The following is a 13,253-nucleotide window of genomic DNA, read 5'->3' on the forward strand; positions in this document are numbered from 1 at the left end:
CGGTTCGTGCAATTTTCGGCCGCCCCAACTGCGCAAGTTTCGATTGGCGTTGACACGAAGGCTCAATCCACTGCTTCGCGGGTTGGCTAACTATTATCGGCATGTCGTGTCAAAGCACACGTTCAACAAGGTCAGTTGTGCAATGTGGCAAAGTCTGTGGCGCTGGGCGAAGCGTCGGCATCCCAACAAAAGCGCAAACTGGATGCGACGGAAATACTTCCGTACCGTCGGATTCCGGCACTGGGTCTTTGCCACGGAGCCGGACAGGACGCTCAGTACAGGGGCTTCCCAGCTTCTGGCGCTATACGACATTGCCAGCACGCCGATTAAGCGGCACCGGAAAATTCGGGTCGATGCCAATCCGTATGATCCAAAGAGTGAATCCTACTTCGAGGATCGGTTGGGTCTCGCCATGCGGGACTCGATTAAGGGTCGCACTCGGCTGATTCGGATGTGGCTTGATCAGGTGCGCAAATGTCCTGTCTGCCAGCAGTTGATCACGAAATCTACCTGGTGGCGTCTCTACCATGTGGAACGAACGGTTGACGGCGGGCGGGATACCAACGCAAATCTGGTCATGCTGCATCCGGACTGTCATCAGATCGCGCGGGGACGCAGGTTCAAGGTTGTGAAACCGGTTCCCTTAACGGGGCTTTGAAAGGCTTGAGCCGTGTGCGGTGAAAGTCGCAAGCACGGTTCTTAGGGGAGGGCACGGTGGTAACACCGTGTCCTTTCCCGGCGCGCGACGTGGGGCCTCTTGACATCGCTCTGTGTGCGTATCATAGTCACACACAATCTTGATGAGATATCCGAGACGCTTGTGCCCACTTCGACCCGCTTCGCTGTTGCCGTTCATGCCCTTAGTGTCCTGGCGTTCAAAGCAGATGGCGCGGAGCGATCGGAGGATATCGCGCGAAGCGTGGGGACCAACCCAGCAGTCGTGCGCCGAATACTGGGACTGCTCGTGAACGCCGGTTTGGTTCGCACACGACTTGGGCTGGGGGGAGGAGCAGTGCTGGCGAAAAACCCAAAGCAGATTTCTTTGCTGGACGTCTACCATGCCGTGGAAGATGGAGGCGTATTTGCTTTGCCTCGCTCAACTCCGAGTCCCACCTGCTACGTTGGACACAACATTTTGCCGGTGCTGGAAGAGGAATTTCGGCGTGTCGAGGCGATTGCCGAAACCGCGCTGTCCAACACCACCCTTGCTGACATTGCCGATCGCATTGAAGGGCAGGCTGGCTACCAATTTGATGGCGACTTTCGTTATGTCGCGAGCAAGAAGATTGCGACGTGAACTTAGGCGTTTTTTTTTTTCGTTGTGAAACTGTGTGAGTTACACACAATCTATTGAGGGGGCAATGATGTTCAATCCACTAGCTAAATGGGTCTTATGCCTTGGGGTAATGACGGCCTGCATCAGTGCAGGCGCCCAACAGAAACCCATCGCGTCGACCCCATCAAAACTCAGTTACGAGACATTGGTGACTGATGGCTTGCCACGTGCGAGTGGAGCGAAGCTTCCAACTGGCGAGGGCATCGTCTCTTCGCCTATTACGTCTGTACTGATTTTTGGTAGCACAGATGCGCTGTTGGTCGATCCGCCATTCAGCATCGAACAGACGCGACAGGTGATCGATTGGATCTCGCGCTCAGGTAAGCATCTGAAGTACATCTACAGTACGCATGGGCACGGTGACCATTGGTTCGGCACAAAGCAAATCCTTGACCGCTTCCCTGAAGCCATCCCGTATGCCATGCCGGACAGCATCGCCATGATGCGTCAGCAGGCCACGGAGGGAAGACAGAAGATCTTCGACAAGGACTTCCCCGGCCAAATCGGCGACACGCCGGTGCTTGCTCGTCCAATGCCAGCGGGTGGCCTTGACCTCGAAGGGAACTCGATCTTAGCGATCGACATCGGCCATACCGATACCGACGCTACAACGGTGTTGTACGTACCATCGATGCAATTGGTTGCGGCTGGTGACTCAGTCTACAACGGAGCGCATCAGTATCTGCTGGAGGGCGGCAAGGGGGGGCTGGATGCATGGCTCCTCGCGCTCGACAAGATCGAAGCCCTGAAGCCCAGCATCGTCATCGCTGGACACAAGAACAAGGCGCTGCCGGATGATCCACGAACGATCGGAGAAACGCGGCAGTACATTCTCGACGCCAAGCGATTGTTGAGCGCCAAGCTGACGCCGCTCGACTACTACAAGCAAATGTTGGCCCTCCATCCCACGCGCATAAACCCCGGCCCCTTGTGGTACAGCGGTGTGGGGCTCCTGAGTGGTGTGAGTTTGATTGGTGGACAGGACGCAAACAAGTCCGCGTCGGTCAGCAAATAGTCCGCTTTTACAGAGGAGAGCCCGGGGGCTTGGCAAGGGAAGACGAAGTCCATGTGCTCCGTGACTGCAGATCAGATCCTTGCCAATCGCGATGTGCATCCGGCAATTCGGCCGCCTAAGGCTGGATGCCTTAATAACTGGAGACATAAGTGAATAGACGTAACTTCCTTTCGAGTGCCGGCGTGTCGGCACTGACGTTGACTGGTACCTCTATCGCCCCGGCTCAGGGCGCGGGAACCAATTCGGGGCCTACCATGAACACAGGTGAAATCCAACGCATCGACGTGTCCTTTCCCAGCGACGGCGGGATCGAACTCGCCGGCTGGCTATTTCTTCCCAAGGAAACCGGACCACGTCCGGCGATCACGATGTCGCACGGATATGCCGGAACGATTCACCACGGCTTAGAACCTTTCGCCCGTGCGTTCGCGCAGGCCGGATTTGTCGTCTTGGTGCACGACCACCGAAGCTTCGGCGGCAGTGGCGGACAACCTCGCCAAGACATCAATCCGTGGCAGCAGGTGGTCGACTGGCGTCGAGCCATTTCCTATCTTGAGACTCGCCCAGAAGTGGATCCCAAGCGCATCGGCCTGTGGGGGACGAGCTACTCCGGCGGGCACGCGCTCGTACTCGGCGCAACAGACCGGCGCCTGCGTGCGGTCGTAGCGCAGGTTCCCACAATCAGCGGCTACGAGGCCGGACTCCGGCGCGCCAACGGCGACGCGCTCGTCGCGCTGGAACAGTCGTTCGATGACGATGAGCGCGCGCAACTCAAAGGAGAGCAACCACGGTATTTGGCCGTCGTGAGCGCGGATCCGAAAGTGCCGGCAGCGTATCGCACTCCGGACGCTGTCAGCTTTTCCCTGGAGCCGAACGGGCGGCCGTTGCCACCCGGGGTCTGGGAGAACAAGGTCACGCTCCGCTCTACGCGATTGGCGCGCATGTATGAACCCGGCGCATGGATTGCCCGGGTGTCACCGACGCCACTGCTGTTGGTCGTAGCTCGCGATGACTCCGCCACACCAACGGACCTCGCCCTCGCAGCATACGAGCGAGCGTTGCAGCCCAAGAGACTGGTTGTCCTGCCCGGCGTGCATTACGAGATCTACCAGAAATACCGCGATGGCGCGATTGCTGCCGAACTTGCTTGGTTCAAGGAACACCTGTAACTGCTAATTGGCCCGCGGGCGCACCGATTCCTGTTCCTGCCGATTAGCACGAAACCGACATGTCCGTCGCGCGGTCGAATTGCGTGGACCCAAGCGTATCGGCCTGTGGGGGACGAGCTACTCCGGCGGACACGCGCTCGTACTCGGCGCAACAGACCGGCGCCTGCGTGCGGTCGTAGCGCAGCGTCATTCTGCCGGCGCGACGCGTGACGTGGACGGATGTGCCGGCGCTAATGGCACGACTGGCCTCGCGCCAGACGCAGGGCTAGCTGCTGCCACTACCGGACCCAGTCGCTTTTCGGGGGCTGGCCGCCGCCTACGCGGGGCGACGAGTTTTCTGCGGGCACTACGGTGTATTTCAGCAGCCTGCTTGGAGTGCACCGATGCCCTCAAGCGATACTTTGGAATGTGAAGGCGCCCTTGGGTGCGCCGCTTCCGTTTCCACTTGGGGTGCCGCGGCACCGCTGGAGATCTCGCTGGCCCGCGTCGATGGCGCACCCGCAGGCTTCAGTTGCCTCACGTCATCGCGATAAAGTCGGCTCGGGATGTGCAGTCACTGCACTGATGAGCGACGTTGGCCGGGCCGATAAAGAAACGAAGTCGCTTTTCACGTTAAAGCCTATTTGAGCAAACCCCACAATCAGCGGCTACGAGGCCGGACTCCGGCTCTCGTGACGCCTTGGTACTGGAAGCCATGGCTGCCGCGTTGAAGAGCGGATCAACTCCGCTCGGATTCCGAAGCCTGATGCACAAGCTTCGACATTCAATTCTTGCTTCGAGGCGAATTGGTTGTAGAAGCCCGTTGTGTTATGCCAGCATGCGTCATGACGTCGGCGATGTTGGCGGCAGACACGCCGCCGTGCTTCGTAGCGCTGCATCTGCGTGCTCGAGTATGCGTAAGCGGTTCTCGTCTGCCAGCTTACGATTCGAAGGTCTTATGGACGAATCCCCTACGTCGCACGTCGGAACACGACAAGCCGAGAGACCAGTCGCTGGCATACATCACCGTGCTGGTTCTGCGTTTCGCTTTGTACGGTCACGATGCCCCGGTCGGGCTTGGACCTAGATGGTGCGACCGTGAGGATTGTGCTGATCACGCGCAGGATGTCGCCCGGTCGAGTGGGGCGCGGCCAGGAAATCTCCCCGCCGGCGCCGATGATGCCGTTCGCCAGGGGCAGGCTTTGCACCAGCAGCTTCATTGTGATGGCTGCCGTATGCCAGCCGCTTGCCGCGAGCCCGCAAAACAAGGTACCGCGCGCCGCCGCGTCGTCCAGGTGGAACGGCTGTGGATCGAATTCACTTGCAAACGCCTGGATCTGCGCGGCTTCCAGCGTAAGTTGCGCGCTTTCGTACACCATGCCCTCGGAAAGATCCTCCAGATAGACCTTTTCGGTCGCCATGCCATTGCTATCAGCCATCTCATTGCTCCTGCGTCCAAGTGTTCTCTTCTCGGCGTTGCTACGCATCGAGGCTTGCAAATCAGTGTGTCGCCTACCTCGAATAAATTACAAGCTATGCCCCGTCTGGTGCCACCGCCAGGGAGGCCTTGCGGTAGCCGACCCCGCTCGCCACAAGGGCCAGCAGTGCCAGCACGGCGCCAACGAGAGCAAGTCCCGTCCAGCCGTTATGCTTTGCGGCAAAGCCCCCTATTGCGGCACCTGCGGCACCTCCAAGGAAGTACGAGACCATGAATGCCGTGTTGAGCCGGCTGCGGGCTTCGGGACGCAGCGAGTAGATTCGTGCCTGATTGGCAATGAACGCCGCCCGATTGCCGAGGTCCAGCAGTACCATGCTGGCGACCAACCACGAGAGGTGCAGCGCGCCTACCGAAAGCGATGCGAAGGCCAGGAGGACAGTGACTGCGCCCGCGGCGGATACCAGGCTGGGATGAATGCGGTCGACTAGGGAGCCGATGTACGGCGACGCCACGAGGCCGATCAGGCCGACCAGTCCAAACGCGCCTACCGTGGCAGGCCCAAAATGATACGGCGGCTGCGCCAGCAGCGCTGCGAGCGTGGCCCAGAATGCGCTGAAGGCACCGAATGCGAGGAAGCCGGTCGCAATGGATATGCGCAATGCAGGCTCGATGCGAATCAGCGATACAAGCGACCGTATCAGATCCCGATAACGCATTTCTGCCAGGCTGGCCGCGTGGGGAAGCCGGGCGACGACGGCAAAGAGCGCGAGATCTAACGCTGCGGCTGACGCGAACATGGCTCGCCACCCGAAATTAGCGCCGACAAATCCACTCAATGCCCGGGCCAGCAGTACGCCGGACGATAGTCCGCCCAGGAGCATGCCGACGGTACGCCCGCGCTGTTCTGGCGATGCCATGCCCGACGCCGACGGAATGATGATCTGAGCGGTGATCGCCGTGGCGCCAGCGACAAAGCTGCTGACCACCAACAGTGAAAACGACGGTGCCATCGCGCACGCAAGGAGCGCGATGGCATTGCCAACGATCGCTACGGTGGCCAGCTTGCGTGGCTGCACGCTGTCGGCCAGCGGCACAAATAGCAACAGGCCTGATGCATAGCCGAGCTGAGTAACCGTGGCTATCAAATTTCCCTGCGTCGGCGAGACGCCGAACGATGCGGCAATCTGCGGCAGAAGTGGCTGGTGGTAGTAGATCGCCGAGACGGCCAGGGCGCAAGCCAGGGCCATCAGGAACACCTGGCGCGACGTGAGGCCAGAGGCCGCGCCATGCTGTCGGTCAGACATGACGAATCACCCCTGCGGGAGGGCGGCAATGAACTCGCGCGTATTGACGATGCTATGCGCGAAGGTCGGCCCGTTCAGTTCGTGGGCCGAATGCATCATCTCTCTGCGGAAGGCGGCTGTGGCATCCTTGATCAACGTTACGTGATAGCCAAGTTCCTGCGCGTATCGCGCGGTGGCCTCGATACAGGTATTGGCCAGAAGACCCACCACTGCCACGTGCGTAATGCCCTGCTGCTTCAACTGGAAATCTAGGTCGGTATTGGCAAAGCCGCTCGATCCCCAGTGCTCGTGTGCAACGATGTCGCCCGGTTGAGGTGCGAAATCCGGATGCCATTCGCCACCCCAATCGCCAGCCGCGAAGTGATGGCCTTGCATGACCTTCTGCTGACTGGGACTCGGGTGGCACCAGCACTCGTAATCGCCCGGCCGCCAGCGGCGGTGCGGCACGATGACCACCCGGATGCCGGCAGCCCGCACCGCCTTCGTGATGGCGCGGAGATTGTCCAGCAGTCCCACTTCCTCGGCGACGTCCTTAATGAACGGCCATACCTTGCCGCCGTCCGACAGGAAATCGTTGTAGGGATCGACCAGCAGCAGCGCCGTCGACGCGGCGCGGTAGGTTGTATTGCTCATATTGCGTACTCCTTTGGTAGGGAATGCCGCTGGCTTCTTCGCTCTCGCGCAGCGTGGGTTTTCGATGATTGGCGGACCCGTTGCCTTGAACGCGCGGTGAGAGCGGCACGTTCGTGGTGGGCTGGACGGATATCCGTTGCTAGCTTATTTGGCGGGCACCACGAGGGGCAGTCCTTTCTTGACAACATAGGTAGCCAGTTCCGAGGCCTTGCCTGTTCCGACATTTCTTGCCGAATGCGGCGTGCCGGCTGGGATGAACAAGGAGTCTCCAGCCTTGAGGGTGGCTGGCACTTGATCTCCAAGTTGATACTCAAGCGTTCCCTGTAGCACATGGGCGATCTCTTCGCCTGGATGGGAATGCTTGGGCGCAATCGCTCCTGGCTCGAAATCGACGCGGACCTGGATGCCTTCCCGATCGGGCGCGCTCAGATCGTGCTGGACAAGATCCGTCCGGTGAATGCCTGCGGTCTGGGCATTGGCGGGCGCCAACGTCAGCCCGGCGGCCGCGAGGAGAAGTGTTGTGGCAATGCGGTAGGGAGCGGTCATGGTGAAGGTCTCTAGTTAGGCTGCTTCAGGGCAGGTGATCAGAAGCCGCCTCTTGGGCCAAAGCCCGTATAGGGCTTCAGTGCGATGACTGTTGGCGAGTCAAGGAACCCCGACTGCACCAGGGGCAGGGTGGTGAAGATTTGCCCAACAGCTTGGGCATCGCTGCCCTCGGCCAAAATGACCGCGCCGCCATCCCGCAGCCAGATCTGCCTGACCACGCCGTCTCGATAGAGATGACGGATCGTCTCCGACTCGACTTCGCGTTCGGCGGGCGTCGGCGGCGTCTCGGGCCCCTGGGGGTTGCGTGAAACTTGAACGAGAAATTGCATGGTTGTCTCCAGGTTCGAAAGGGCCATCGCGGCCATCCAGTTGCAACGAATTTGCATCGAAGTATAGCTATGAAAATCATAGTGTCAAGAAGCGTTGGGCGATGAGAATCAAACCAACCTATCCATGACTTGTGCCGTGTGTTACTATGAAATAAATAGGTACTTGGAGGCGCGCTATGACGCAGACGCAGGAAGATTCCCAAACCGCATGCCCGGTTGCGCGCTCCGTGGAAATCGTTGGCGACAAATGGACGATCCTTGTCTTGCGCGAGCTCTACATGGGCGCCACCCGTTTCGAGGAAATCCAGATTCAGACGGAGGCCAACCCGCAGATGCTGGCGTCTCGACTCAAGGCGCTCGAGGCCGATGGGATGGTGGAGCGGCGTGCGTACAATCAACGGCCGCTGCGCTATGAGTACCACCTGACGAAAAAGGGCCAGGCCTTTTATCCAGTCATTTACGCGCTGCGTGCCTGGGGTGAGACTTGGTGCAAGCAGAAGGGTGAAGGGCTGGCTGTGCGCTTCGTGCATCGAGCCTGCGGTCATGACGTGGGCACCGCAAGCTTTTGCAAGCATTGCGGGGTGCCGGTCGATCGCAAGGACCTCGACGCCGCTGTTAGCAAGCGCTTCTCGGCTGAACGTGCCGTGAGGGCCGATGCCTTTACAAGCGCACGGCGTGGCGCCAACGTAGCAGCTCCCAGAAGAAATTGAATAGACGGATCCCGTCGTTGGGAGCACGGTTGCGACATCCGCGCGGACTGGCGCTGTCCCTTGCCCTCGATGTCGGTTGTCCCCTCTAGGCGCGCAGTGGTCTCAGACCTGCGCAGATCTCCTGCACGAGGAGTTGTGGTTGTTTCCAGGATGCAAAATGGCCACCTTAATCTGGGCGGTTGTAGTAGACCAGATTGTGATAAGCCTGGCTGGGCCGACTTTGCGAAGCTTGTGCCCCTAGAGTCCGATTCGATTCTCGTCTCCTTCGGGCCGTTGCTGCAAATAGGAGATCGCACGTCGCCAGTCGGTGACCTGCTGCCAGGGGTTATTAATAATGTCAAGCCTGATCTGACCGTCACTATCGCTGAAGCTGTTGAATCCACGCCGGCGAATCAGCACCAGCGCGTGCTCGAGTAGTTGTTCGCGAACGGAATGGGTTTTCATGGCTTCATGACATCCCGATCAGGCCGGCAGGGCTTGCGCCACCAGCGTGGCGAGGGAACCGCTCAACAGGCACAGTCCCACCCATCCCGCTAGTATCAAGACGCTCTCTCGCAGGTTCATGATCAACTCCAAGGCCGGGCGCAACGCGCCTGAGGCGGGTGCGCACGGCAGGCGTCAGGAACGGCCGGCGTCATGCCGGCCACGGATTCAGGCAACGGCGCCGTCGGTGTACGGGCCGGCGCTGCGCGCCGGCGAGGGCGACATGCCGCTGCGGTCCAGGCCGGCCACCATGTGGGTGCCGTCGGTGTACGGGTCAAACTTGCCGGTCTTGGCACCGTCCGTGTACGGGTCGGCGCTGCGGGCCGGCAAAGCTGACACGCCGACGCGGTCCATTCCGGCAATCGTGTGGGCGCCTTCAAAATAGGGGCTGCGCGGATCCTGCACGGAACGGGCACCTTCGGTGAATGGGTCGCGGGCGTCTGGCACCGAACGGGCGCCTTCGCTGAACACATCATGAGCATCCTGGACGGATCGGGCGCCGTCCGAGTAAGGGTCACGGCTACCAATGACGGAAGCTTGAGCGCCGGCGGCGGCAACGAGCGCGACGGCGAGGACAAGGCGCTTGGCGAAGGTGTTGGACATGATCAGTTCCTTTACGTTGATTGAGGTCGCAATGTTGGCGTTGCTGGTAAGCCAAAGCAGCGTTTTCGCTTTGTCTGTAGTTGCGTCGCGCTGCCATGGAATGTATTTAACGCGCTCCACGTATCTCACCCGTAGCGCGCCGGGGGCGTTTCTGTCGGGGTACGTATCGGCGCCGCGGCCTGATACAAAGGCGTACAAAAAGGGAGGGGGCCAGCAGCAGCCGGCGGACGCCTGGGGGGGGAGGGGGAACACACGAGAGGTGTCGCCAACGCAACATGGTCGCGTCGGAATCTGGCGCGGCCGTGGGAAGGATGATGACGGATGGGGGCGGAGTTCTTGAAATCCTGACCTCGTGGCTGACCGGGACCAGCGGCCAGCCATAAATGGAATCAGAACTTGTGTCGAATGCCGATCCCGGTGGTTGTTCCGCTGCCCTTGTTGCTAAGCTTGTCGTACAGGACGTTGACGTAGGCATCCGTGCGCTTGGAGAAAGCGTAGAGATATCCGAGGCCGAAGTCTCGACGCCACGTATCGGGTTGGTTGTCCGCTCGGATGTTCGTCTGTACCGCTGCTGCCATGAGTTGTCCGTTCAAGAAAGGAATATTCGCTCCTAGCTGAAACGTGTCAGTGCGAAGGCTGAAGCCGCTTGTCCGTGTTCCTGCATATTCTAAGATCGCTTTTGCCCAACGAAAGTCATAGGCGGCGGCAGCAACGAAAACGCTCTGCGCCCAACTGCCAGTTGGCAGGCCCGGCCCCACGCGAGTGCGCTGGTATACCAACGTCGCAGTGAATGGGCCTTTATCCAAGTAGAGCATGGCAACGGCGTTGTTACTCGAATTCGTCCCCGCTGCCTCGCCGAGCGCATAGACAAAGCGCCCTGAGAGCCCGCTGAAGTCAGGAGTGTAGTAACCGATGGCATTGTTCCAACCCGTATCGCCGGAGATATAACCGCCATACCGGGGTTGCCAAAGAGGATTGAGTAAGGGTGAGAACTTGGTGGACCCTCCGAACGCATCGAACTGCACCGTGGCTAGGAACATTGGATTGGCCAATCGTCCCAGTCGCATTTCACCAAGTCTTCCTTCGAGGCCTACATAGGCGTTGCGTGAGAGAAGTGCGTCAGTTGGGGATCGTCCTGCACTTCCTGTGTCGGTGAGAAAGTAGCCCTCCAGGCGAAAGCTCGCTTTCAGTCCATTGGCGAGATCTTCCGTCCCGGTCATGCCCCAAAACGAGGTCGACATACCCCCGTTCTGGACACCGACCACACTACTAGCTTCGCCGCTCGCCTTGGACGAGGCGAGGTAGGCATCTACGATGCCGTAAAGTTCCACGGCATTTGCCGAGCAGGCGCTTGCTGTCAGGCATGTCGCTAAAGCTGCGTGGACGATTGTGCGCCGCCGCTTTAATCGAAGATGCATGGCTTCTCCGTGTTGAGTGATTGTTTTGAACGAAATCTGCCGAGCGGCGAGGTGTCTCCCTCTGCCACTTCAATGTTGTGAATCTCGGAAATTCGGGCTTTTGACTAGGGGTACCATTCTCGTAAGGGGGGGGCGCTCGGAGTCAGCGCGTAGCGGGTACTGCATCCTGCTAAAGAGGTCGGCCCGGGGCGAGAGGCCGACAGCCGGGATACCTATTCGGGCGAAGGGGGGCCGCATGGTTTGTCTCCAGCCGGGCTACGTGGGCAATTGGCGGGAGAACTCGCTTTGCTCTATGCTTGGAGGTTGGCCATCATTGATTTTTTCGCGCCATGCTCCCGGAGCATGGATCGTGAGGACGCCGTCTTTGTCAGAGACTCCAAACACGACGCCGAGCGCAAGGTGACCCAGAAGAGTGGATCCGAACCAGGTTTTGTTTTGGGCATAACATGATCGGGCTTTGAGCAACTGAGCCAGCTTCATGATTTGATTCAAGTGGCGTGCCACAGCAGGAGCCTCTGCAACCTGTGAAGGATGGCGAAGCCGATTCGAGAAAGTGTTGAAGCTTGGATCAAGATTCGTCGATTGACCTCGGGCGACTTTCTGTTCCCAAGTCGGCACGTTCGTCCCCCATTTCCCACTCCCGTGTGCTAATCCGTTTCGGTCCCTGCTACGCGCAAGTCGATCCCTTTAGTTTCAGGCATCGTAGCCACTGCAATAGTCGCCAAGATACAAAGGATGACGGTGTACGACGTAAACAACCAGTGTGCTCCAATCGAAGTCAGCCAGGTATTTAGGTATGGGCCCGTACCTCCGAAAATTGCCGCCGAAAGTGACGAAACTAGGCCGATACTGGCGCCTCGATGGGAAGTCGCAAGCTGCTCAGAAAGGAGGGCCGGATATATTGCTCCAGTGGCTGCGAACATTAGCAATGCGATGGTCTGACAAATGAAAAGCGACCACGCACTGCTTTGAAACAGGAAATCAAGCGGAAACGAAAGCAGTGTAAAACCAATGGTTGTGAAAAGCGCAAGGGGCTTTCTCCCTACTAGATCTGAAAGCCATCCGAAAAACGGCATTGCCAGCAAGCAGATGAGTTGAGCAGCGAGGCTGGCAGAGAACGCAAGTTTCTCTGATATACCCTTATTGACCACCGCGTATGATGTCGCAAATCCGAGCCAGGTATAATAGACAACTACGGTGGCACTTATTAGAATAAATAACCGTAGGCGGGTAACGCCCGCAGACCGAGAACTGCGTGCCCGTTCCGGTGACACCAATGCCTCTCTTTTGTTGTCCTGAAAGGCTTCCGACTCTATGGCCGATCGCCGCAGGTAGAAGGTAAAAATGGCAAGCCCGCCACCCACTACAAACGGAATGCGCCAGCCCCAAGATTGCAGTAAGGCCGAGTCAAGTGTTTGTGTCAATACGACGCCAAGAAGGCTTCCAAGCACCACTCCTCCCGTCACGCTAGCAAAGGCGCTGCTGCACCATAACCCTCGAGAACGAGCCGGTGCTAACTCAGCTATGTAAACGTACGATGCTCCGCTCTCTCCGCCATGAGCAAAGCCTTGCACGAGGCGAGCGACAAGAAGTAAAGCCGAGGCCATAACGCCGACTTGCGCGAACGAAGGCGCCACGGCGATCAACAGGCTGCCGGTTGCCATCAGTAGCATTGAGGTGACGAGCGCCCCTCGGCGCCCGTGAGTGTCAGCAAATTTGCCAAACATGAGTCCGCCAATTGGTCTGGCGACGAACCCGACAGCAAAGACTGCCAACGTCTGCAGCATTGCGGAAATCTCATCCGACGGAGCAAACATAGTCTTCGCGATATACGGCGCGAAAGTCGCATAGATTGTCCAATCAAACCACTCCAGTAAATTTCCTGCAATCGTGATCCATAAAGCGTATTCGCGCGACGTCGTCCGAGTTGCTCGAGCATCGATTTCAACATAGCTATCCAAGATGCGCTCCAGTTAAGTTGCTTGTTACTGAACTGATAGAAATTACATTTCTTTTTTTAGATTCATTGTGTGTCGACAACCACGATGGTCATCCCGATAGAGAGGCCGATATGTCGAATAGGAGCCTGTCTCGCGTCGGGTGCTTTGACAACCTTGGCTGCTACCACGGTTCCTAATCAACTCCAGCGACACCACTAGCGATCTAGGCGCCGAGAATTGCACGCGTTCCCTAGCGCGCGGGACTCTGCTCGTCCGGGTACGAAGTCATACATCAGGTGATGCCAGTTTCGTCGTTGATTAAATTCCTACATATAGGAATAAACCCGTAC

At 58.7% G+C, this 13,253-nt stretch carries 13 protein-coding genes and 2 pseudogenes; 6 read left to right on the plus strand and 9 right to left on the minus strand.

The window, feature by feature from the left end; all coding sequences use genetic code 11:
• Positions 1-49 precede the first annotated feature (49 nt).
• The 5 genes and pseudogenes from DN412_RS03105 to DN412_RS44355 form a co-directional block, all read left to right on the plus strand.
• The gene (locus tag DN412_RS03105) at positions 50-658 is read left to right on the plus strand and encodes a group II intron maturase-specific domain-containing protein (RefSeq protein WP_279635118.1); all 609 of its coding nucleotides are present in this window, start codon (positions 50-52) and stop codon (positions 656-658) included.
• Between the two features lie 162 nt (positions 659-820).
• The gene (locus DN412_RS03110; protein WP_115013171.1) at positions 821-1,297 is read left to right on the plus strand and encodes an Rrf2 family transcriptional regulator; all 477 of its coding nucleotides are present in this window, start codon (positions 821-823) and stop codon (positions 1,295-1,297) included.
• 64 nt (positions 1,298-1,361) lie between these two features.
• Positions 1,362-2,351 (plus strand): MBL fold metallo-hydrolase, encoded by a 990-nt coding sequence (locus tag DN412_RS03115; protein ID WP_208647554.1) that lies wholly within the window; start codon positions 1,362-1,364, stop codon positions 2,349-2,351.
• Positions 2,352-2,605: 254 nt separating this feature from the next.
• Entirely contained in the window at positions 2,606-3,520 is a 915-nt protein-coding gene (locus tag DN412_RS03120; RefSeq protein ID WP_115013245.1) for an alpha/beta hydrolase, read from the plus strand.
• A 91-nt stretch (positions 3,521-3,611) separates the two neighbouring features.
• Positions 3,612-3,704: pseudogene (locus tag DN412_RS44355) on the plus strand (alpha/beta hydrolase); the annotation flags it as partial.
• 766 nt (positions 3,705-4,470) lie between these two features.
• On the opposite strand, the gene DN412_RS03135 reads toward DN412_RS44355, so the two are convergent.
• From DN412_RS03135 to DN412_RS03155, 5 genes are all read right to left on the minus strand, one after another.
• Positions 4,471-4,938, minus strand: a complete 468-nt coding sequence (locus DN412_RS03135; protein WP_115013172.1) for a MaoC family dehydratase — start codon at positions 4,936-4,938, stop codon at positions 4,471-4,473.
• Between the two features lie 94 nt (positions 4,939-5,032).
• A complete protein-coding gene (locus tag DN412_RS03140; protein ID WP_115013173.1) occupies positions 5,033-6,241 on the minus strand; it encodes an MFS transporter in 1,209 nt (402 codons plus the stop codon).
• Between the two features lie 6 nt (positions 6,242-6,247).
• Complete coding sequence (locus tag DN412_RS03145) at positions 6,248-6,874, minus strand: cysteine hydrolase family protein (RefSeq protein WP_115013174.1); 627 nt, start codon at positions 6,872-6,874, stop codon at positions 6,248-6,250.
• Between the two features lie 144 nt (positions 6,875-7,018).
• A complete protein-coding gene (locus DN412_RS03150; RefSeq protein ID WP_115013175.1) occupies positions 7,019-7,420 on the minus strand; it encodes a cupin domain-containing protein in 402 nt (133 codons plus the stop codon).
• 38 nt (positions 7,421-7,458) lie between these two features.
• Positions 7,459-7,749 (minus strand): hypothetical protein, encoded by a 291-nt coding sequence (locus tag DN412_RS03155; protein WP_133303020.1) that lies wholly within the window; start codon positions 7,747-7,749, stop codon positions 7,459-7,461.
• A gap of 176 nt (positions 7,750-7,925) precedes the next feature.
• Here DN412_RS03155 and DN412_RS03160 point away from each other — a divergent pair, with 176 nt between their 5' ends.
• On the plus strand, positions 7,926-8,459 hold the full coding sequence (locus tag DN412_RS03160) for a winged helix-turn-helix transcriptional regulator (RefSeq protein ID WP_115013177.1): 534 nt from the start codon (positions 7,926-7,928) through the stop codon (positions 8,457-8,459).
• Positions 8,460-8,813: 354 nt separating this feature from the next.
• On the opposite strand, the pseudogene DN412_RS03165 reads toward DN412_RS03160, so the two are convergent.
• The 4 genes and pseudogenes from DN412_RS03165 to DN412_RS03180 all read right to left on the minus strand — a co-directional run.
• A pseudogene (locus tag DN412_RS03165) lies at positions 8,814-8,903 on the minus strand (TetR/AcrR family transcriptional regulator); the annotation flags it as partial.
• 207 nt (positions 8,904-9,110) lie between these two features.
• Entirely contained in the window at positions 9,111-9,665 is a 555-nt protein-coding gene (locus tag DN412_RS03170; protein ID WP_425267391.1) for a copper resistance protein CopQ, read from the minus strand.
• 269 nt (positions 9,666-9,934) lie between these two features.
• Entirely contained in the window at positions 9,935-10,963 is a 1,029-nt protein-coding gene (locus tag DN412_RS03175; RefSeq protein WP_115013179.1) for a porin, read from the minus strand.
• Positions 10,964-11,610: 647 nt separating this feature from the next.
• Positions 11,611-12,924 carry an MFS transporter gene (locus tag DN412_RS03180; RefSeq protein ID WP_208647555.1) on the minus strand — a complete coding sequence of 438 codons (1,314 nt, stop codon included), beginning with the start codon at positions 12,922-12,924 and terminating at the stop codon, positions 11,611-11,613.
• Positions 12,925-13,253: the final 329 nt, after the last annotated feature.

The sequence above is a fragment of the Cupriavidus lacunae genome (assembly GCF_003353055.1).
In the GTDB taxonomy this organism is placed as follows: domain Bacteria; phylum Pseudomonadota; class Gammaproteobacteria; order Burkholderiales; family Burkholderiaceae; genus Cupriavidus; species Cupriavidus lacunae.

Excerpts from the sequence above, each read along its gene's own strand:
- DN412_RS03115 (WP_208647554.1), top strand. The coding sequence starts at position 1,362 with ATGATGTTCAATCCACTAGCTAAATGGGTCTTATGCCTTGGGGTAATG.
- DN412_RS03120 (WP_115013245.1), top strand. The coding sequence starts at position 2,606 with ATGAACACAGGTGAAATCCAACGCATCGACGTGTCCTTTCCCAGCGAC.
- DN412_RS03135 (WP_115013172.1), bottom strand. The coding sequence starts at position 4,938 with ATGGCTGATAGCAATGGCATGGCGACCGAAAAGGTCTATCTGGAGGAT.
- DN412_RS03140 (WP_115013173.1), bottom strand. The coding sequence starts at position 6,241 with ATGTCTGACCGACAGCATGGCGCGGCCTCTGGCCTCACGTCGCGCCAG.
- DN412_RS03145 (WP_115013174.1), bottom strand. The coding sequence starts at position 6,874 with ATGAGCAATACAACCTACCGCGCCGCGTCGACGGCGCTGCTGCTGGTC.
- DN412_RS03150 (WP_115013175.1), bottom strand. The coding sequence starts at position 7,420 with ATGACCGCTCCCTACCGCATTGCCACAACACTTCTCCTCGCGGCCGCC.
- DN412_RS03155 (WP_133303020.1), bottom strand. The coding sequence starts at position 7,749 with ATGCAATTTCTCGTTCAAGTTTCACGCAACCCCCAGGGGCCCGAGACG.
- DN412_RS03160 (WP_115013177.1), top strand. The coding sequence starts at position 7,926 with ATGACGCAGACGCAGGAAGATTCCCAAACCGCATGCCCGGTTGCGCGC.
- DN412_RS03175 (WP_115013179.1), bottom strand. The coding sequence starts at position 10,963 with ATGCATCTTCGATTAAAGCGGCGGCGCACAATCGTCCACGCAGCTTTA.